The organism is Atopomonas sediminilitoris, from assembly GCF_022601735.1.
GTDB lineage: Bacteria > Pseudomonadota > Gammaproteobacteria > Pseudomonadales > Pseudomonadaceae > Atopomonas > Atopomonas sediminilitoris.
Map to the genome: position 1 here is coordinate 200,154 of NZ_JAKUMM010000005.1, position 19,795 is coordinate 219,948.

The following is a 19,795-nucleotide window of genomic DNA, read 5'->3' on the forward strand; positions in this document are numbered from 1 at the left end:
CTGAAGCGTAAACAACAAAGCGTGCGCAGCTGGTTTAAAAGCGGCGCGCCGATGGTGTGGCTCAACGGCGGTGCCGTGGCTATCGCCATCATCATGACCATTGGTTTGCTCACCCTGATCGCGGTGCGCGGCTTGGGTCACTTCTGGCCGGCGGACATTCTCGAAGCCGACTACGTGATCCCAGGGCAAAGCGCCAAAGTATTGATCGGTGAGGTGGTGCAGCAAGAAGAGGTGCCCAGTGCGCGTCTGCGCGGTGCTGGTTATCCCGTCACGGAAGAAGCGCCGGAGTTCATGACCCGCGAGCTGATGAAAGTCGGCAACCGTGAAGTGTTTGGTGCCGATTTCAGCTGGATTGTCGACGATTGGCTGCAAAACAAGCGTTATCCCGCAGAGTTGGTGGCAGTCGAGCGCCGCGAGTGGGGCAACTTCTACGGCCGCCTCAAGCAGGTTAAAGAGAATGGCCAAGTGGTCGCCGAAGGCGAAGCCGCGTGGGATGAGCTGAAAGCCCGCCTAGCCCGTGTCGATGACCTGCACAGCGATGTGGTCAAGCTGGAGAAAAAAGACATTGGCCGCATCAACTATGGCCTTGAAGACCTGCGCCTAAAGCAGCGTGGCTTAGAGCTGAAGGGGCAACTTAATGCCCAAGCGCAAGCCGATCTGGATGCGCAGCGCGCCGAGCTGGACGCGCAATACAAGGTGCTGGAGGCTGAGCTGACCGCCCTGCATGGCGAGTTCAACCGCGACAGCGCCGTGTTTGTGACCAGCGACGAGCGTGAAATCGAAATTAACCTCGGCAAAATGGTGCGGGCCTACCGTCCCAACGGCATGAGCTTGAGCGCTAAGTTCAGCCATTACGGCAGCAAGCTGTGGGAATTCGTCGCCGATGATCCGCGTGAAGCCAACACCGAGGGCGGTATTTTCCCGGCGATCTTCGGCACCGTGATGATGGTGATGTTGATGACCGTGTTCGTCACCCCGTTCGGCGTGGTGGCGGCGGTGTACCTGCGTGAATATGCCTCACAAGGCGCGATGACACGGGTTATCCGTATCGCGGTGAACAACCTGGCGGGCGTACCGTCGATTGTTTACGGCGTATTTGGCTTGGGCTTCTTCGTCTATGTCTTGGGTGGCTCGCTCGACCGCTTGTTCTTCCCTGAAGCCCTGCCGGCGCCGACCTTAGGCACCGGTGGCTTGCTGTGGGCCTCGCTGACCTTGGCGATTCTCACCGTGCCGGTGGTAATCGTGGCCACCGAAGAAGGCTTGGCGCGGATCCCACGCATGGTGCGCGAAGGCTCGCTGGCGCTGGGTGCGACCAAGGCTGAAACCTTGTGGAAAGTGGTTCTGCCCATGGCCAGCCCGGCGATGATGACCGGTTTGATTCTGGCGGTGGCGCGTGCCGCGGGTGAAGTGGCTCCGCTCATGTTGGTGGGCGTGGTTAAACTGGCCCCCAGCCTGCCGTTGGATGGCAACTACCCGTATTTGCACTTGGATCAGAAGATCATGCACTTGGGCTTCCACATTTATGATGTGGGCTTCCAAAGCCCCAACGTTGAAGCCGCGCGCCCCTTGGTTTACGCCACCGCGTTGCTGCTGGTGATTGTGATTGCCACGCTGAACTTCTCGGCGGTGGCGATTCGTAATCACCTGCGCGAAAAGTACAAAGCGCTCGAACACTAATTTCAGCGGGCGACGCCGCCGAGCGTCGCCGCCTTTTGTTTTATGGAGTCCAACATGCAACAGCAATCTCAAGCTCGCGGCATCGACATGGCGGCCCTCGGGCGTGGCAAGCAGACCCTGCGTCTGGAAGATGAAACCGTGGCGCTGGATGTGCCGGGCCTCAACCTGTTTTATGGCAACAAACAAGCGCTGCACGATATTCGTCTGAGTATTCCGCGCAAGCGCGTGACCGCGTTCATCGGCCCTTCCGGCTGCGGTAAATCAACGCTGCTGCGTTGCTTCAATCGCATGAATGACCTGGTCGACGGTTGCCGCATCGACGGCCAAATTCTGCTCGACACCGACAACATCTATGAGAAGGGCGTTGACGTTGCCGAGCTGCGTCGCCGTGTCGGCATGGTGTTCCAAAAGCCTAACCCGTTCCCCAAAAGCATCTATGAGAACGTGGTTTACGGCCTGCGTATTCAGGGCATCAACAAGAAACGCGTGCTCGATGAAACCGTCGAGTGGGCGCTCAAGGGCGCGGCGCTGTGGGATGAAGTGAAAGACCGTCTGCACGAGTCGGCGCTGGGTCTCTCCGGTGGTCAGCAGCAGCGCTTGGTGATTGCGCGCACGATCGCCGTTGAGCCTGAAGTGCTGTTGTTGGATGAGCCTTGCTCGGCGCTGGACCCGATCTCAACCTTGAAGGTTGAAGAGCTGATTTACGAACTTAAGAGCAAGTTCACCATCGCCATCGTGACCCACAACATGCAACAAGCGGCGCGTGTGTCGGACTACACCGCGTTCATGTACATGGGCAAGATGGTGGAATTTGGCGACACCGACACCCTGTTTACCAACCCGGTGCATAAGCAGACCGAAGACTACATTACCGGTCGCTACGGCTAAGTGAGTGCGGGCTGGGATAAACCAGCCCTGCCTTAGTCTACAGTTGCGTCGACAGACCCTATTTTTTGCCGCACACAGCAGGCGGCTTTCGCGGAGCGAACCATGATTGATAAAGAAGGGCTTTCTCACCACATTTCCCAGCAATACAACGAAGAGCTGGAAGAAGTGCGCAGCCACCTGCTGGGCATGGGCGGATTGGTCGAGAAGCAAGTCAATGACGCCATCAGCGCGCTGATTGACGCCGACACCGGCTTGGCTGCACAAGTGCGTGAAATTGACGATCAGATTAACCAGATGGAGCGCAACATCGACGAAGAGTGCGTGCGCATTCTGGCGCGTCGCCAACCGGCGGCTTCTGACCTGCGCCTGATCATCAGCATCAGCAAGTCGGTGATCGATCTTGAGCGCATCGGTGACGAGGCGTCGAAAATTGCCAAGCGCGCGATCGAGCTGAGCGAAGGCGGCAACGATAACTCCAAGGGTTACGTTGAAATCCGCCATATTGGCGACAAAGTGCGCAAGATGGTGCAAGAAGCACTGGACGCGTTCGCCCGCTTTGACGCCAAGCTGGCACTCTCGGTGGCGCAGCAAGACAAAGCCGTCGACCAAGAATACAAAAGCGCGCTGCGTGAGTTAGTCACCTACATGATGGAAGATCCGCGCTCGATCTCCCGCGTGCTGAGCGTGATTTGGGTGTTGCGCTCGCTGGAACGCATCGGCGACCATGCTCGCAACATTGCCGAGCTGGTGATCTACTTGGTGCAGGGCACCGACGTGCGCCACATCGGCTTAAGCCGCATGGAAGAAGAAGTTCAGCGCGGCCGTTAATGGTTTTAGTTGTCTTAAGCCGGCTACCGATGGCGTAGCCGCACCAGATCCACCCCGGTCCAAACTTTGTGTGTCGGCTTGCGGACCGGGGTCTTTTTCGATCAAAGCCCCGCCTTTTTCTCTACCCTGATGCAGACAATGTCACGGAACGAAACGTTTCCCAGTCTGCTGCATCGGCCTGCATGTCATTGACGTCAAAAAATCACTCTTCCTGACGAGTGCACAGCATTCGTGCCTTGAATACAGTTACATTGCCTGTGCTGTGCCTCAGTACAGCCTTCCAACAACAACAAAAAGGAAGCAAGCAATGTTGTATGCAGTACGGCGTTGCTGTGTGGCTATCGCCCTAAGCGTGTTGACGTTTGCAGCCCACAGCGCGGATACCCCTTACGATTTATTTCAAGCCGAAGCCTGCCAAGCAGTGAACAGCCTGCTGCTGTATCGCGGTGAAGGCACGCAAGCCAAACATGCGGAGCGGCTGCAGCAAGACCTGCAAACACTGAGCACGCAGCTTGCCGGCTTGCCGTCGAGCACCAGCAAACTGGCGAGCAAACATGCCGAGTTGGAGCGCTTGCTGCGGCAGGGTTTGACCTTTGGCCCCAGCGAAGAAGATATGCCGTGGGCCTACCCTGAAGACCTTGCCGAAGCCCTGCGCCAAACCTTGCTGGCGACCATCGAGGCCAGCGGCGGCGAAGCGGTTAACGGCCTCTCACAGCGCATCGAATACCTGACCGTGCAGTACTTGTACCGGGCCTACTTTGGTTTGTTTGAAGCCCTACGCGAGCGGCCTGATTTGTACTTAGGGCAGACCGATACCGTATTGATTGCCAGTATCGAAGAGGCCTTAACGGATAAGGCGAAAAATCCGCAACTGCAAGACGGTAAAGCGCAAGCGCGTTGGAAGTTTCTTAAGGTGGCGCTCAGTGACATGAACTCCGATGACGGTGCCGTCATGGTGGGCACGCGCTCTGGGCGGCCGTATGCGCCCTTGATTGTCGACCGCCACTCACGCGCGCTGACCGAGCGCATTGCCCAGCTGCAATAGCGCGCATCACGCTTCAGGTTTTGGCTCGGTGCAACGCCGAGCCAAAACATTGTCGTTAGCATGAGAAGAAAAATCGTCACATAACTGGCAAAAGCGCAAAAAACCAACCTTACTTAGATCAGTTTCGCCTAGCACAGGCCGCGCTGGAGGAGTGCCGTGAAAGTACTGATCGTCGATGATTCAAGCATGTCGCGCAAACTGGTGATGCGTGCCTTGCCCGAAGATTTTGCTACGCAAATTACCCAAGCGGGCAATGGCGTCGAAGCGCTGGAGGCTTTCCACAGCGGTGCCGCTGAAGTGATTTTTCTCGATTTAACCATGCCAGTCATGGATGGTTTCAACACCCTTGAAGCCCTGAAAAAAGAAGATGCCAACGCGATTGTGATCGTAATCAGCGCGGATATTCAGCCGATTGCACAAGAGCGTGTGCGCAACTTAGGCGCGGCCGCATTTGTAAAAAAACCCATCACACCTGAGGCCATGGAGCAGGCGCTGTTCGATGTAGGTCTGATCTGATGAGCCAACTGACTGTATTAAGCGAAGACCAGCGCGACGCGCTGCAAGAGTTGATGAACGTGGCCATGGGGCAAAGCGCTGATCGTTTAGCGCGGCTGACCAGCACATTTGTCACCTTGTCGGTGCCGCGCGTGCATGCCGTTACCGACACGCTGGACAAGGTGTTGGATTTACTGGGGCTGGGCAAAGAAGCCATGTTGGTCACGCGTCAGTCTTTTTTGGGCAAGCTCCGTGGCGAGGTGCTGGTGTGCTTTGGCGAGCAAGGGGCCAGTGAGCTGTCAGGGCTTATGGGGTACGGCGATGACGTGGACGCCAGCACCCAAGATGAGCTGCTGATGGACGTCACCAACATTCTTACCGGCGCTTGCATCAACGGCTTGGCCCAGCAGATTCAGACCATGGTCAGCTACGGCTCGCCGTCGTTGATGGCGCGGGCCAAATCCCTGCGCGAGGTACTGCAAGAGCAAATCCTACAGGGCTATCAGTCGCTGGTGCTGGAGGTGCGCTTTGAGGTGGAGTCGCACAGCTTTATGTGCGATCTGCTGGTGTGCATCACCGACGACTCAGCGGCCGTGGTGATCGAGGCGGTAGACCAACTCTTGAGTGATTTCTAAATGGCCACCGTGGGCATGCCGACGCTGGCTTCGGTGCTGCAACAGATCAACCTCGGCGTGGTGTTGTTGGATGCCGAGGCGCGGGTGCATTTCTGGAATGACTTTATGGCCGTTAACAGCGGCACCCGGGCGGAGACTGCGGTCGGCCAGTTGCTGTTTGAGTTGTGCCCGGAAGTGCCCGAACTCTGGATTAAGAAAAAACTCGAAAGTGTCTTCACCCTTGAGAACATGGCCTTTAGCGCGTGGCAACAGCGGCCCCATCTGTTTGATTTTGCTGGCAGTCGCCCCATCACGGGGCAAGCGCAAAAAATGTTTCAGAACGCGACATTTTTTCCGCTGCGTGAAGAAGGCGGCGCGATCACCTTGGTGTGTTTGGCGCTAACTGATGCGACCGACATTGCCGTCCAGCAATTAGCCTTAGCCGAGCTTAACCAGCTGCTGCAGGCGGAAAAAGACGAGCAAACACGGCTGATCAAACGCTTGGAAGAAACCCAAGCCCAGTTGCTGCAATCAGAAAAAATGGCGGCTATCGGCCAGCTGGCCGCCGGTGTGGCGCATGAAATTAACAACCCGGTTGGCTTTGTGAACTCTAACCTGGGCTCACTCAAAGGCTACTTCGATGAAGTGTTTGCCGTGCTCACCGAGTACCAAACGTTAATCGCGGCACAAGGGAATCCAGAGCTAGACAGCGCCGTGCAGGCGTTGAATAAAAAAGCCGATGTGGACTTTCTCACCCAAGACATTGCCGAGCTGATTCGCGAATCCCAAGGTGGCTTAGATCGGGTTAAACGGATTGTGGTGGACTTGCGCGATTTTTCGCACGTGGACAGCAGCGAATGGAACATGGCTGACCTGCACCATGGCCTAGACAGCACCCTGAACGTGATCTGGAACGAGATCAAATACCGTGTCGAGATCATCAAAGAGTACGGCGACATACCCGCCGTTGAGGCCATCGGCGCGCAGCTTAATCAAGTGTTTATGAACTTAATTATCAATGCCTCGCACGCCGTAGGTGAAGGCGGGCATATTTGGCTGCGCACCGGCACGCAGGATGGTGAGGTGTTTGTTGAGGTGCGTGATGACGGCTGCGGCATCGACCCAGACAATCTTAATCGGTTGTTTGAGCCGTTTTTCACCACCAAGCCGGTGGGTAAAGGCACCGGCTTGGGCTTGTCACTGGCCTACAGCATCATCAACAAGCATCACGGGCGCTTGACGGTCGATAGCGTGGTGGGTGAGGGCAGTCGCTTCACGGTGTGGCTACCTCAGCGTCAGCCGGCCGCAGCGGCCGAGGCTGACGCTTAAGGGGCATTGCGCCACTATTCAGTCGTTTGCGGCTTGGCGGGGAAGCGCCCATTTTGTTGGCTGCTTGCGCTGCTTGACGTGGGCTCGTTGCCAGCTTGTTCGCGGCTGTTGTCCTCGGGCGTCGGCAGCGGTTTCGCTTCGCGGTATTGCTCATACCCCAAGCCCACTTGCGGGGCGTTGGCGATCAGCTCGATCTGCTTGATGTCTTCAATACGAAACACCACTTCGCCGGTGTTTTCACGGTCGGCGTAAGCGTGAATTTTGTCGTCATTCCCCCAGTAGCGCACTTCTTCAAGGGTGATAAAGCCGCGTTGCGCGCGATTATTTTTAATCAGGCGGTACAAGGGCTGGGCGATGCGGCCGTAGTAGTAATAGCTGTCCATGCCGGTTTCGCTGGGCACGTTAAAGTGGATAAACGCCCACAGCTGCTTAGGCGCAGCATCGGCCAGCGGCGCGCGCAGCTCCTCTGCGGGTTTGTCACAGGCGCTTAGTAGCGCGGCAGCCAGAAGAAGTGTGGAGAGAGAGAGCAGTGGGCGCATACGCTTCCTTGTCTTGATGCAAGCAATGCGCCCACGCTAGCCAACTATGGCAGCGCCGGCAAGCCGGCGCGTAGCCATTAGTGGTTTTGATGCGCGTCGTTGCTGTCAGCGACTGGCGCATCGACAGGTTGTTCGACTTTGATCTCGACGGTGACTTCGCCAGCGTGCTCAAAGATCAAGGTCAATGGGAAGCTGGTGCCGGCCTCCAGCGGTTGTTTTAGCCCCATCAGCATCAGGTGTTGGGCGCCTGGCTGTAATTGCACCTGGCCGTTGGCTGGAATGTCCACCGCCTCTAACTGGCGCATTTTCATCAAGCCGTCGTGGTGCTCCATGGTATGGATTTCAGTGACGGCAGCTCGCTCGGTGCGAGCGCCAAGCAGTCGGTCTGCTTGTGCGCCATGGTTCATGATGGTGACAAACGCGCCGCCATTAGGGGCGACAGCCGGCAGTGGCCGTGCCCACGGATGCATGATGTGCAGCTCACCGGCTTTGTAGTCGTGCGCAAGCACGCCGCCTGAGGTGGCCAGTAGGCCGAGCAGGCCAATGAGTCGGACTAAGCGGATGGGGTTTTTCATCGCGGTCTCAAAAAAGGGAATAAACGCAAACTCTAGCACGCACATCAGGGGGAAATGGCGCGGCAGGTTGTCGCATTGCGCGTGCGCCATGAGAGCCAGCGTCTATGCTTGAAACAGGTTTTAGGAGTGCTGCATGAGCAAAGTAACTGTGTTGGTGGTCGATGATGCTGCTTTCATTCGCGACTTAGTGAAGAAGGGCCTGCGCTCGCACTTACCCGGCGTACAAATTGAAGAGGCCATCAACGGTCGCAAAGCCCAGCAAATCCTCGCGCGGGTCGATATTGACTTGGTGTTGTGTGACTGGGAAATGCCCGAGATGAGCGGCCTCGAACTGCTCACCTGGGTACGCAGCGAGCCGCGTACGGCCAAAGTGCCGTTCGTGATGGTGACCAGCCGCGGCGATAAAGAGAATGTCGTCCAAGCCATTCAAGCCGGTGTGTCGGACTACATCGGCAAGCCGTTCTCCAATGACCAGCTGATCACCAAAGTTAAAAAAGCGCTGAACAAAGCGGGCAAGCTGCAACTGTTAGCTCAGCAAGCGAGCAAGCCCACTGCAGCGTCGGCGTTTGGTAATGATTCGCTAAATGCCTTGACCGGTGGTAAAGCGCCGGTGGTCAACACCCCGCCGCCTGTGGCGGCTGAGGCATTTGCGGCAAAACCTGCGGCCAAAGCCGCCAGCTCGGCGAGCAAAGCGCCCCCGGCAGGGCGTGGGCAGGGCACCTTGCGGTTGCCTAACAGCAGCTGTGATTGCGTGATCAAGGCGTTGAGCCTTAAAGAGGCGCAACTGGTGGTGAAGGTGCAAGAGCAGCTGCCGCAGGTGTTGGAGTCCGCCGTATTGGACTTACAGCAAGGCGCGGACAATGAAGTGGCACGCCTCAATGGCTATTTGCACAGCGTTGCGGCGATGGAAAACACCCCCAGCAGCGAGTGGCTGGTGGTGGTGTTTCGATTTGTCGATAAAGATCCACAGAAGCTCGACTACTTGTCGCGCCTGATTGCCCGCGGCTCGGTGCAAAAGCATTACTCGCCAGGCGCGTAAGCGGGTTGATTAAGCCTTTTGTGCGCAACACCGCACGGCTTAGGCGCAGACTGTTTCACAGCTTGATAAACTCGCCTCGCCGCGCAGGCTGTGGCCTGCTAGGCTTTTTAGTCCATGCTTTGTTGATGTTTCACGGCCATGTTGCGTTCGCTTGTTGTCATGCTCGCCAGTTGTTCTTTGTTCGCCTACGCAAGTAGCGCGGCGGCGTTGACCGTTTATAAGTACGTCGATAAGAACGGCGTAGTGACCTACAGCGATGAAGCGGCACCGGGCGCGGAAGTGTTCCAGTTCCGTGACCGCATGGTTGAGCGCATCGACAGCCAGGTCAAACTCAGCACACAAAAGCATGAGGCCGGGCATACCCTGATTGTGGATAACCAACTGCATGCGCCGGTGCAAATCGAACTCAGCTTGAGTGCTCTGGCGAATGTCAGTGGTGCGCCGGATAAGGCGCTCAATTGGGTGCTGCCGCCGCGCAGCAAGATCCGCCTGCTGACCTTAGCGCCTAAAGATGCCAGCCAGCCCATGCGCTATAAGCCACGGCTAAAAACGGCCTTGGGTGATCCGCGCCTGCTGCCAAAACGTTTTGCCTACCCGTTGCCGTGGCAGGGTGGGCCGTTTCGCTTAACCCAAGGCGCCAATGGTAAGTACAGCCACTTCACCGCCAAAGGTCGCTACGCCATGGACATCGCCATGCCGGTCGGCACGCCCATCGTGGCGGCGCGCGGCGGGGTGGTGGTAAAAACTGAAAACCAGCAAAGCGGACGCGGTAACAATCCTTCCGGCAACTATGTGCGCGTGCTGCATGAAGACGGCACCATGAGCGTGTACTTGCACTTGATGCGCGGCTCGGTTGCGGTGATGGAGGGGCAGCGGGTTAAGCGTGGTCAGCAATTGGCACGCTCGGGCAATACCGGCAACAGCACGGGCCCGCATCTGCACTTTGTGGTGCAGCGCAATGTCGGCATGGCGGTGGAGTCGATTCCGTTCGATTTCAGCCAGCCGGTTAACAGCTTGCCCAATTTTGCCGTCGGTGGTGATTGACCAGTCACTAAAAACACATCGGTTTGTCGTTTAACTGTCATCAAGGCTCGCCATCGTTGGGCGCCTTAGATGGCCTAATTAAAAGGACGCCCGATGAGCCAGTTTGATCTGCAAGACGAATTAAACCATCCCCGCCACGCCACCCCTGCACTGACTGGCTTGATTGATCGTGCCCTGAGTCGCCGGCGCTTTTTAGGCGTGGGTGCCACCGCTGGCGCGGCCAGTTTCTTAACCTTAAATCCGCTGAATCAAGCGCTGGCCGCCAGTGCTGGTAGTCCACTGTTGGGCTTTAACAGCATTGCCGCCTCGACGGCGGATACCATCCAGCTGCCGGCGGGTTATCGCTGGCAAGTGCTGGTGTCGTGGGGTGATCCGCTGTTTGCTGATGCACCGGCCTTCAGTGAAACCGAGCGCAGCGAAGCGGCACAAAGTCGCCAGTTTGGCGATAACAACGACGGCATGAGCTTTTTCCCGCTGAGCGACACGCGCGCGCTGCTGGCGATCAACAACGAATACACCAATCAGGAATACCTGTTCGCCGCCGGCAAAGTGCAGAGCTTGGCGGATGTGCGCGCGGATCAAGCGGCGCACGGTGTCTCCATCATCGAGATCGCGCTACAAGACGGGCAATGGCAGCGCGTGCTGGACAGCCGGTACACCCGTCGCATCACCGCCAACACACCGATGCACATCAGCGGCCCAGCGGCTGGGCATGCCTTGTTGAAAACCCAAGCGGACCCGAGCGGCCGTCAAGTGCTGGGCACGTTCAACAATTGCGCCAACGGGATGACTCCGTGGGGCACTTACCTCACCTGTGAGGAGAACTTTAACGGTTACTTCGGCAGCGCTGCCGCGGTGACGCCCAGCGCCGCGCAGCAGCGTTACGGCGTTGCAGCGGTGGATGCAGGCTTTGGCTGGCACGCGTTTGATCCGCGCTTTGATCTGGCCAAAGAGGCCAACGAGTGCAATCGCCATGGCTGGATCGTCGAGATCGACCCGCATGATCCACAGTCGGTACCGGTCAAGCGCACGGCCTTGGGCCGCTTCAAGCATGAAAACGCCGCTATCCACATCAATGCCGATGGCCGTGTCGTGGTGTATTTGGGCGACGATGAGCGCGGCGAGCACCTGTACAAGTTTGTCTCGGCCAAGGCGTTGGACCGCGCAAACCCCAAGGCCAATCGCGATCTGCTGGATGACGGCACCTTGTACGTGGCGCAGTTCACTGCCAAAGACGGCGAGATTCGTGGTGAGGGCCGTTGGTTGCCCTTGATTCACGGGCAGAACGGCCTTACCGCCGCCAATGGCTTTGCCGATCAAGCCAGCGTGTTGATTCACGCACGTTTGGCCGCCACCCAAGTGGGCGCTACCACCATGGATCGCCCCGAGTGGGTGGCCGTGCATCCCAGCGGCAAGCAAGTGTTCTGCACCCTGACCAATAACAAAAACCGTGGCACGGAAGGCCAACCGGTGGGTGGGCCTAACCCGCGTGCGGCTAACCATTACGGGCAAATCCTGCGGTTTGCGCCGCAAGCGGCTGACCATAGCAGCGATACCTTTAGCTGGGATTTGTTCCTTATGGCTGGCAACCCTAAGGTCCATCCGGGCACCGCGTACGCCGGCACCAGCAACATCAACGCCGAGCTGATGTTTAACAGCCCAGACGGTATCGGTTTTGATGCAGCCGGCCGGCTGTGGATTCAAACCGACGGTGATTACTCCAACCAAGGCGACTTCGCTGGCATGGGCAACAACCAAATGCTTTGCGCTGATCCCAACAGCGGCGAGTTACGACGCTTCCTGACGGGGCCGGTGGCGTGTGAAATCACCGGTTTGACCTTTAGCCCCGACTCAACCGCCCTGTTTGTTGGTGTTCAGCATCCGGGCGAAGAAAAAGCACCGTCGACGTTCCCGCATGGCGGCATGCCGCGCTCCTCGGTGATCGTCATCACTCGCGAAGATGGTGGCGTGATCGGCGCCTAAGTTAGCCCCGCGCTGCGCTAAGCCCTGCCGTTAATGCGGCAGGGATTTTTTGTTGTCTGGCCCAAGCCTGCCTATAGTTGATGAGGAAAAGCGTTCTGCGCTGCGCGGCAAATTAGGCAAGGAGTCAGGCATGACAAGGTGGCAACGGGTACAACAAGCAGCGCTGGGCGTGTTGCTAGCGTGCGTACTGGTCACTGTGGCGCAGGGGCAAACCGTGCGTTTTGCGCCCGAGGCGGACTACGGCCCATTCATTTATCAAAATCAACAAGGGCAGATCGCCGGTCTGTCGTTGGAGTTTCTCGAGCAAATCAGCCGCAATGCCGGATTAACCCTGCTCACCCTTGAACCGCAGCCGTTGGCGAAAATCATGCAAGCCGTGGCTGCGGGCGACGTGGATGTGGTCAGCTCGCTGCGGCCGACCCCTGAACGGGCTAAATACCTGGGTTTTACTGCGCCGTATGTGCAGATTCCGGCGGTGGTAGTGGGGCGCTATGACAGCTCGCAGCGGCTAGATTTGGGCGCCTTAGGTGAGGCGCAGGTGGCCGTGGGTGAGGGCTACGCGGTTGAAGCCTTTGTGCGCCAAGCCTATCCGCAGATTCAATGGCAGACCGTGCCTTCAGACAGCGTCGGCCTCAAGCAGTTACTTAATGGTGCGGTCGACGCCGTGGTGATGGACATCGCCAGCGTTAACTTCATCGCCAGCCAAGAAGGCATGCAAGGCTTGCTGATTGGTGCGCCGGTGGGCTTTGACTACCCGCTCAGCATGGCCTATCGCAAAGAGGATCAAGCCCTAGGTGAGGCCTTGGAGCAAGGCTTGGCGGCTATCGACCAAGTGCAACGTCTGCAAATTTTGCAGCGCTGGATGCCCGACGATGGCGTGCCACGGCAGGAGCAGCGCGGCCTGAGCCTAGAAACGCTGGGCTTATTGACGCTGGTGCTGGCCGTGCTGCTCGGCGCGCTGGCTCTGTGGCACCGGCAGCGGCGTCAGGTGGGCATGTGATGCGCGGCAGCGCGTTGCGGCTGGCACGCCCTGCGGCGGCCTTGCTGGCTTGTGGCGGTTATGCCCTGCTGGCGGTGTTGAGCATGCAGCTATCGGCACAGCCGAGCTCGGTGGCGGGGTTCTGGTTTGCCAATGCCTTGGCGGTGGCCTTGTTGTTGGCCTACCCACAGCGTGAGTGGTGGCTACTGCTGGCCGCTATCGCGTTGGGCAATGCGCTGAGTAATGCCGTGATGGGCAGTGGCTGGTTGCGTGCACTGCAGTTTGTGCCGGGCAATCTGTTGGAAGTGTTGTGTGCGGCGTGGTTATTGCGTCGCAGCGGCAAAGTGGAAGAGCTGTGGAGCAGCCCCTTAGCCATGTTGGCGGTGTTGGCGGTGGCCGCGCTACTGTTGCCCTTGCTGGGTGCGACGGTCGGTGCGGCGGTGCTGTCGCTCAATGCGACCCTCGGTTACGACGAGCTGTGGCTGCGTTGGTACTTAGGCGATGCGCTGGGCATGATCACCCTGTTACCGCTGTTATTAGGCTTTAACCGTATTCAGCTGGAGCGCTTACAGCGTTTTGGTGTGTTGGAGTGCGCCAGCCTGTGCTTGTTGAGCGTGGCGGTGGCGGTGCTGGCGCTCAGTCAATTGCCGTTCCCTTTTGCCTTTGTCCTGTTGCCTTTATTGCTGTGTGCCATGTTAGCGCCGGTGCTATTAACCGCTTTGGCGGTCTGGCTGGTGACGCTGAGCATGGCGCTGTTGCTGGCGCTGGGTGAGTTTGTGCCGCCGCCGATCACTACCCACTGGCAAAACTTGTGGCTGTTCTTGCCCATGATTGCCTTGGTGTTGGCGCCCTTGTTGTTGGCCTGCGCCTTGGAACAGGGTCGGCAGCGCGAGCGGGCGCTCGCTCACCAAGGCATGCTGCTGGAAGAAGCCGGCAGCTTAGCCAGCCTGGGCGCGTGGGAGCAGCAGTGGCCCAGTGGCGAGGTGTATTGGTCGGCGCAGCTCAGCCATATTTTGGCCCTGAAAACGCCGTGCAGCTGGGAGTCACTGCTGCCCAGCTTTGCCCTCAGTAGCCGCCAGCTATTGGCGCGCGCACTGCAAAAAGCCAGCGTCAGCGGCGCACCCTGGGAGCTGGAGCTGGAGTACTGCCCCGCCGGGCAGGCTCGGCGCATTGTGCAGGTGCTCGGCCGGGTTGAATCGCGTGGCACCGGGCAGCAGCGCTGGTGGGGCGTGGTGCGGGATATCACCGCGCAAAAAGAGTTGGATCAGCTCAAGAGCCAGTTTGTCGCCACAGTGAGCCATGAGCTGCGCACACCGCTCACCGCCATGCGCGGGGCTCTCGACCTGCTTGAGCACACCCAAGGCGAACAGTTGCCAGAGGCGGGGCGCAATTTGTTGGAGATTGCCAGCCGTAACACCAAGCGCTTAGGCGAGTTGGTCAACCTGATTTTGGACTTGGAAAAATTGCGCGCCGGCCGTTTGGAGGTACAAGTCGAGCCCATGGATATGGCCGCTGCGATTGCTGAAAGCTTGAGCAACCTGCAGCCCTACGCGCAGAAGTATCAAGTGCGCTTTGCTTTTACGCCCCCGCAGGCGCCGTTGTATGCCTTGGGTGATCAGCTGCGGGTGCAGCAAGTACTGAGCAACTTGATGTCCAACGCCGCCAAATTTGCCAGCACCGACAGCGAGGTCGAGCTGAGTCTGAGCGTGCATCAACCCGGTACGCAGGATGAGTGCGTGCAAGTGGCGGTGCGCAACCAAGGTGAGCCGATTGCGCAGGCGTTTCGTGAGCACATCTTCCAGCCATTTCGCCAAGCCGATGGCAGTGATGTGCGCCAGCGGCAGGGCACCGGACTTGGCCTGAGTATCAGCCGCGCTTTGGTCGAAGCGATGCACGGTGAAATCGGCTTTAGCAGCGATGCCGAACATGGCACGTGTTTCTGGTTTCGCTTACTGCCGGCGCAATCTTAGGTTGCACTCAGTGCAGATACTGCTGCTCCCACTGCAGCCACAACGGCTCGCGTTTCAGCTGATCCAGTGCTGCTTGCCAGTCGCGGATCAGCGCGTCTTCGGTGTCTAAGTTAAAGGCCAGATACAAGTCATCGCGGGCGATTACCCAGGCGATCTGCATCTCGTTGGGGTCGTAGTGCATGGCTCGGGCCTTTGCCCGCGCGCTGCTGACGGTGGCCAGCCACAGGTCAATGCGATGCTTGTACAAGCGGTGGATATTGGGGGTGCCGGCCATGTCGGGTAGCGCCGCCGCGGTGGTGTCGAGATTGGCAAAGCCGAGGCTCATTAACTGGTAGTGGTAGGCGCTGCCTTCTTGCACACCGATGCTGCCGACACGCCGCGCGTCGGTCAGACTGCCGAGGGTGATGGGGTTATCGCGGTGTGCCAACAAGGCCACATTGGCGCTGGTCAGCGGGCCAACCCATTTGTAGCGAAAAGCACGATCTTCGGTGCGATACAGAGAAAAAACGCCGCGATTGGGCTGATCTTCCACGTCCTTCATGGCGCGCTTAAACGGCACCACGCGAATATGCACCGGCTGCTTTAAACGGCGGCTGATTTCATTGAGCACCGCCACGCTAAAACCGTCCGGGGTGCCTTGTTCGCCTTGGTAGTTGTAAGGCGGAAAGTTCTCGGTATACAGGGTCAAGCCGGTGTGATCGGCGTGCGCGCCGAAACACATCAGGCCAGCCAGCGCGCTGAGGAACAACAATACACGGTGCAACATACGGCAATAGGCTCTTGGTACTGCGGCGTCCTGCCGGGCGATGGTCCTGTTATCGATGAAAAGAGTTAAGCGGTTATGGCGCTGGCTTGGGCGGTTTCAGCACGGCGCTGAGCCATGACTCATAGCGCTGCCCCGTGCTGATCTGCACGCGCTGTGGCAAGGGGTTCTTGGTCCAGCGCTCGGGCCAATCCTGCAATGCAGCGTGTAGCTCGGTGGGGATCTGTATGTGCGGGTTGAGCAGAGTGGCTTGGGCGCTGTAATACGGCGCGCGATCGGGGTGCAATAAGCGCGGCGCTAGCTGCCCCGGCACGATCAAGTAGCGGCTGCGATCGGCATAGCGCTGGCGCAAGCGTTGGGCGCTGAGGTCAGCATCGATCAACACTAAACGGCTGTGGCGCTGGTGCAGCGCTTGATGGTGCTCTTCGGCTGCGTCGAGTTCGTCTTGCCAGCGTTTTTTCTGCCCTTGCTTGGCCAGCGTTGCCTTGGCTTCGCTGAGTTTGTCGTGGGCATGTTGCAGCAAGGCTTGGTACGCGGGGCCGTCGAACTCCAGCACTAAATAGGCTGTGCGACTGAGCTGGCGCTGATACTGGCGGCGGGCAGGGCGGTCGTGGGCGGCCGGCACGCTAAAGCCGAGCTCGTGCAGGCGTTCGCGGCTCAGCCAGTCACTGAGGTAGTAGCCGCGCTGAGCGCTGTCGTGTGGATAACGCCATTGCAGCTCTAGGCGCAGGCTGCTGTCGTCGCCTTCATCGAGCAGACGGCTGCTATCGCGCATTAACTCGCGCTCACTCAGCGTTAATACACTGTCGGGGACGCCACTGCGGTTATAGGCCACGCCGGCTAAGAGTAGGGCATTGCAGCCGAGCATGAGCGCCAGCGCTAGCAGCAGCGTGCGTTTGCCGGTGAGCCAGGGCTTGCGAGGGGTCATGATTGACCTCCTTGGCTGACGCGCCGCCAGCGTGAAAACACCACGATCAACAGCAGTGACACCAAGCCCAGCAGCAAGAAGAACAAGTACTTGGGCAGTAACTCCCACCACCAATCGAAGAACTTGGTGTACAGGTACAACAGCAAGAACACCAAGCTGGTGTTGCGTACCTCGGTCAACTGCCAGCGAATACCGGCGGCAACGCCCAGCGCGCTGAGCACAAAGGCGGCGATTTGGTAGCCGTACTCAATCGCGGCGGCATGCCATGTCAGGTAACTGCCATCGCCCCAATAGCCCAGCACCAGCAGCGGTAGATACAGACACAGCAGGCCGCTGATGCGGTACGTGGCGGCAAAGCCATGCCAGCGCTGTTGGCTCAGCAGGCTGGGGATCGCCAACAGCAGCGCGGCGGCAGGGAAGAAGTTTTCTGGCCGCTCGCCCAAACTCAGCCAATAGATACCGGCCCAAGCGCCCACGCGCGCGGCGACAAACGCTGTGCCGCACACAATGGCAGCGACCAATAACAAGCGCAGACGACAGTGATAGGCCAGCAGCAAGGCGAGCGCCCCCCACGGCAACAAGGCTTTGTCGCTGGGGGTGATGTTGAACATTTGCCCCAGCAAGCTGAGGTTGAGCACAAACGCGGTAAAGCACAGCAACGCCGCGAGCTTGCTGTAGTAACCGCTGCGATCCACCCGACTGATGCCCAAGGTCAGGGCAAGACTGGCCACGCTGGTGCCAATCAACACGGCGACTTGCAGTGGCGTGCTGAAGACGCCCCAAAAACGATAAAACAAAAAGAACAGCGCACAGGCCAACGTGAGCGCGCCAAACAGCGAGGCAATCCGCATTCCCAGCGAGAGCTGCTGGCTGTGTAGGTTGGTATCGATATCCAGTTGCTCGGCAAAGCGCTGCAGCAACTGTTGATGATGTTGCGCCAATTGTTGGCGCTGCCCCTCAGACAGGTTCAAGACCTGCTGGCGCTCAAGCAGGCTGAGTTCGTCATGAAAGGCTTGTATTTGTGCAGCCCGTTGCTGCGCTTGTTCGCGGGTCACTTCGCTCATGGTTATCCTTGGAGCACTCCTCGCCCAGCGCGCACTGTAGCCCACTATGGCCAAGGCTGTCGGTACTCGTGCGCAGAATGCGCGCGCAGAGTCATGGTGGTGATGGTCAGCGCCGCTTCTAGAATGTGACTAACCTGTCTATGCGCAGAATCAAGATCGGCGCTGCTGCGACATTTAGCCGCAGGTTAGCTGACAGCTAATCGGCGTAAGATTTTGTTACTGAAGTACACAGGGCATTGCCCGAGGAGTGCGGCCATGCCTGCACTGCCGTCCCCTGATCGAGCCTGGTGGCGCATCCCCTTGGTGCGCGAATTAGCCGTCATTTTGTTGCTCAAACTCGCCTTGCTGCTGGGCATTCGTGCCTATTGGTTTGATCAACCCGTGGTGCCAGTCGATGGCACCGAGCGCGTCGCCGAGCGCCTGCTCAGCCGCGTACCCGCCGAATCTCCCGTTAGCCATGAGGAACAACCGCAATGATTTCAGAAGCGGTGGTGGATCTATCCCGTCTGCAATTTGCCATGACGGCCATGTATCACTTTTTGTTCGTGCCCTTGACGCTCGGCTTGGCTTTTTTGCTGGCGATCATGGAATCCGTCTATGTGATGACCGGCAAGCAGGTCTACAAAGACATGGTCAAATTCTGGGGCAAGTTGTTTGGGATTAACTTTGCGCTGGGCGTGACCACCGGGCTGACCATGGAGTTTCAGTTCGGCACCAACTGGGCCTACTACAGCCACTACGTGGGCGACATCTTCGGCGCGCCGCTGGCGATCGAAGGGTTGATGGCGTTCTTCTTGGAGTCGACCTTCATCGGCTTGTTCTTTTTTGGCTGGGATCGCCTGTCCAAGTTGCAGCACCTCGCGGTGACTTGGTTGGTGGCGATTGGCTCGAACATGTCGGCGCTGTGGATCTTGATCGCCAACGGTTGGATGCAAAACCCCGTGGGCGCGGAGTTCAACTATCAAACCATGCGCATGGAGTTGGTCGACTTTGGCGCGCTGCTGTTTAACCCCGTGGCCCAGGTCAAGTTTGTTCACACGGTGGCGGCGGGCTATGTCACCGGCGCGGTGTTTGTGCTGGCGATCTCCAGCTATTACCTGCTGAAAAAACGTGACCAAGGCTTTGCGCGGCGCTCGTTTGCGATTGCTTCGGCGTTCGGTTTGGCCTCGATTCTGTCGGTGATCGTGCTCGGCGATGAGTCTGGCTACGAAGTCGGCGATGTGCAAAAAACCAAGCTGGCGGCGATTGAGGCTGAGTGGGAAACCCACCCCGCACCGGCCTCGTTCACTGTGATCGGTTGGCCCAATCAGGCGGAGCAGCGCACCGATTACGCGATCAAAATCCCCTATGCGCTGGGCATCATTGCCACGCGTTCGCTGGATAAGCAGGTCTCGGGCATCAAAGATCTGCTGGTGCAGCACGAGGCGCGGATCCGCACCGGCATGACGGCGTATGGCTTGCTGCAACAGCTACGCGAAGGTGACGACAGTGCGGCCACCAAAGCGGCGTTCGACGCGGTGAAAGACGACTTGGGTTACGGCCTGCTGCTGAAGAAGTACACCGCTAATGTGGTCGATGCCAGCGAGGCGCAGATCCAACAGGCCACGTTGGACACCATTCCTAACGTGTTCAGCTTGTTCTGGAGCTTCCGCGTCATGGTCGGCTCGGGCTTTTTGCTGCTGGCGTTGTTTGCCTGCGCTTTCTGGGCTTCGGCGCGTAAAAACGAAGAGCGCAAACCGTGGCTACTCAAGTGGGCGCTGTTCAGCCTGCCGTTGCCGTGGTTGGCGATTCAAACCGGTTGGTTTGTTGCCGAGCATGGCCGTCAGCCGTGGTCGATTGCCGAAGTGTTGCCGACGTACCTATCCGCCTCCAGCGTCAGCGAAGGCGATGTGTGGGGCTCGTTGCTGGCACTGATCGCCTTCTACAGCGTGCTGCTGGTGATTGAAATGTACTTGATGATCAAGTTCGCGCGCCTTGGGCCATCGAGCTTGCACACCGGTCGTTATCACTTTGAGCAGGCTCACGCCTAAGGAGT

19 protein-coding genes are annotated in these 19,795 nt (G+C 58.6%); 14 read left to right on the plus strand and 5 right to left on the minus strand.

Annotated elements, in window-relative coordinates; all coding sequences use genetic code 11:
- From pstA to MKI83_RS09330, 7 genes are all read left to right on the plus strand, one after another.
- Entirely contained in the window at positions 1-1,677 is a 1,677-nt protein-coding gene (gene pstA, locus MKI83_RS09300) for a phosphate ABC transporter permease PstA (protein ID WP_241585381.1), read from the plus strand.
- Positions 1,678-1,731: 54 nt separating this feature from the next.
- The gene (gene pstB, locus MKI83_RS09305) at positions 1,732-2,565 is read left to right on the plus strand and encodes a phosphate ABC transporter ATP-binding protein PstB (RefSeq protein WP_241585119.1); all 834 of its coding nucleotides are present in this window, start codon (positions 1,732-1,734) and stop codon (positions 2,563-2,565) included.
- A 102-nt stretch (positions 2,566-2,667) separates the two neighbouring features.
- Positions 2,668-3,393 (plus strand): phosphate signaling complex protein PhoU, encoded by a 726-nt coding sequence (gene phoU, locus MKI83_RS09310; protein ID WP_241585121.1) that lies wholly within the window; start codon positions 2,668-2,670, stop codon positions 3,391-3,393.
- Positions 3,394-3,700: 307 nt separating this feature from the next.
- Positions 3,701-4,438, plus strand: coding sequence for a hypothetical protein (locus tag MKI83_RS09315; protein ID WP_241585122.1), 738 nt, complete (start codon positions 3,701-3,703; stop codon positions 4,436-4,438).
- A gap of 156 nt (positions 4,439-4,594) precedes the next feature.
- Positions 4,595-4,954: a response regulator gene (locus MKI83_RS09320; RefSeq protein WP_241585125.1), complete on the plus strand. Its 360-nt coding sequence runs from the start codon at positions 4,595-4,597 to the stop codon at positions 4,952-4,954.
- Complete coding sequence (locus tag MKI83_RS09325) at positions 4,954-5,568, plus strand: chemotaxis protein CheC (RefSeq protein WP_241585127.1); 615 nt, start codon at positions 4,954-4,956, stop codon at positions 5,566-5,568. The genes MKI83_RS09320 and MKI83_RS09325 overlap by 1 nt, the downstream gene beginning before the upstream one ends.
- The gene (locus MKI83_RS09330) at positions 5,569-6,876 is read left to right on the plus strand and encodes an ATP-binding protein (RefSeq protein ID WP_241585129.1); all 1,308 of its coding nucleotides are present in this window, start codon (positions 5,569-5,571) and stop codon (positions 6,874-6,876) included. It begins immediately after the preceding gene.
- 14 nt (positions 6,877-6,890) lie between these two features.
- On the opposite strand, the gene MKI83_RS09335 is transcribed toward MKI83_RS09330, so the two are convergent.
- Positions 6,891-7,415, minus strand: coding sequence for a hypothetical protein (locus tag MKI83_RS09335; protein WP_241585131.1), 525 nt, complete (start codon positions 7,413-7,415; stop codon positions 6,891-6,893).
- A gap of 77 nt (positions 7,416-7,492) precedes the next feature.
- On the minus strand, positions 7,493-8,080 hold the full coding sequence (locus tag MKI83_RS09340) for a copper chaperone PCu(A)C (protein ID WP_241585132.1): 588 nt from the start codon (positions 8,078-8,080) through the stop codon (positions 7,493-7,495).
- Positions 8,081-8,123: 43 nt separating this feature from the next.
- Between MKI83_RS09340 and MKI83_RS09345 the strand changes: the two genes are divergently transcribed.
- The 5 genes from MKI83_RS09345 to MKI83_RS09365 all read left to right on the plus strand — a co-directional run bounded on the left by MKI83_RS09345 (position 8,124) and on the right by MKI83_RS09365 (position 15,005).
- A complete protein-coding gene (locus MKI83_RS09345; protein ID WP_241585133.1) occupies positions 8,124-9,029 on the plus strand; it encodes a response regulator in 906 nt (301 codons plus the stop codon).
- Between the two features lie 159 nt (positions 9,030-9,188).
- A complete protein-coding gene (locus MKI83_RS09350; protein WP_370867379.1) occupies positions 9,189-10,073 on the plus strand; it encodes a peptidoglycan DD-metalloendopeptidase family protein in 885 nt (294 codons plus the stop codon).
- A gap of 93 nt (positions 10,074-10,166) precedes the next feature.
- Positions 10,167-12,056 (plus strand): PhoX family protein, encoded by a 1,890-nt coding sequence (locus MKI83_RS09355; RefSeq protein ID WP_241585136.1) that lies wholly within the window; start codon positions 10,167-10,169, stop codon positions 12,054-12,056.
- Between the two features lie 130 nt (positions 12,057-12,186).
- Entirely contained in the window at positions 12,187-13,056 is an 870-nt protein-coding gene (locus tag MKI83_RS09360; RefSeq protein ID WP_241585138.1) for a transporter substrate-binding domain-containing protein, read from the plus strand.
- On the plus strand, positions 13,056-15,005 hold the full coding sequence (locus MKI83_RS09365) for a sensor histidine kinase (protein WP_241585139.1): 1,950 nt from the start codon (positions 13,056-13,058) through the stop codon (positions 15,003-15,005). Before MKI83_RS09360 ends, MKI83_RS09365 begins: the two co-directional genes overlap by 1 nt.
- 7 nt (positions 15,006-15,012) lie before the next feature.
- Here MKI83_RS09365 and MKI83_RS09370 read toward each other — a convergent pair whose 3' ends face one another.
- From MKI83_RS09370 to MKI83_RS09380, 3 genes are all read right to left on the minus strand, one after another.
- Positions 15,013-15,771 (minus strand): substrate-binding periplasmic protein, encoded by a 759-nt coding sequence (locus MKI83_RS09370; RefSeq protein ID WP_241585140.1) that lies wholly within the window; start codon positions 15,769-15,771, stop codon positions 15,013-15,015.
- A 73-nt stretch (positions 15,772-15,844) separates the two neighbouring features.
- A complete protein-coding gene (locus tag MKI83_RS09375) occupies positions 15,845-16,696 on the minus strand; it encodes a DUF4824 family protein (RefSeq protein ID WP_241585141.1) in 852 nt (283 codons plus the stop codon).
- Positions 16,693-17,760 (minus strand): DUF2157 domain-containing protein, encoded by a 1,068-nt coding sequence (locus MKI83_RS09380; RefSeq protein WP_241585142.1) that lies wholly within the window; start codon positions 17,758-17,760, stop codon positions 16,693-16,695. The genes MKI83_RS09375 and MKI83_RS09380 overlap by 4 nt, the downstream gene beginning before the upstream one ends.
- Positions 17,761-18,015: 255 nt before the next feature.
- On the opposite strand from MKI83_RS09380, the gene cydP reads away from it, so the two are divergent.
- Both cydP and MKI83_RS09390 read left to right on the plus strand, forming a co-directional pair.
- A complete protein-coding gene (cydP, locus tag MKI83_RS09385) occupies positions 18,016-18,237 on the plus strand; it encodes a cytochrome oxidase putative small subunit CydP (protein WP_241585143.1) in 222 nt (73 codons plus the stop codon).
- Positions 18,234-19,790, plus strand: a complete 1,557-nt coding sequence (locus MKI83_RS09390) for a cytochrome ubiquinol oxidase subunit I (protein ID WP_241585144.1) — start codon at positions 18,234-18,236, stop codon at positions 19,788-19,790. Before cydP ends, MKI83_RS09390 begins: the two co-directional genes overlap by 4 nt.
- The last annotated feature ends 5 nt before the right edge of the window (positions 19,791-19,795 follow it).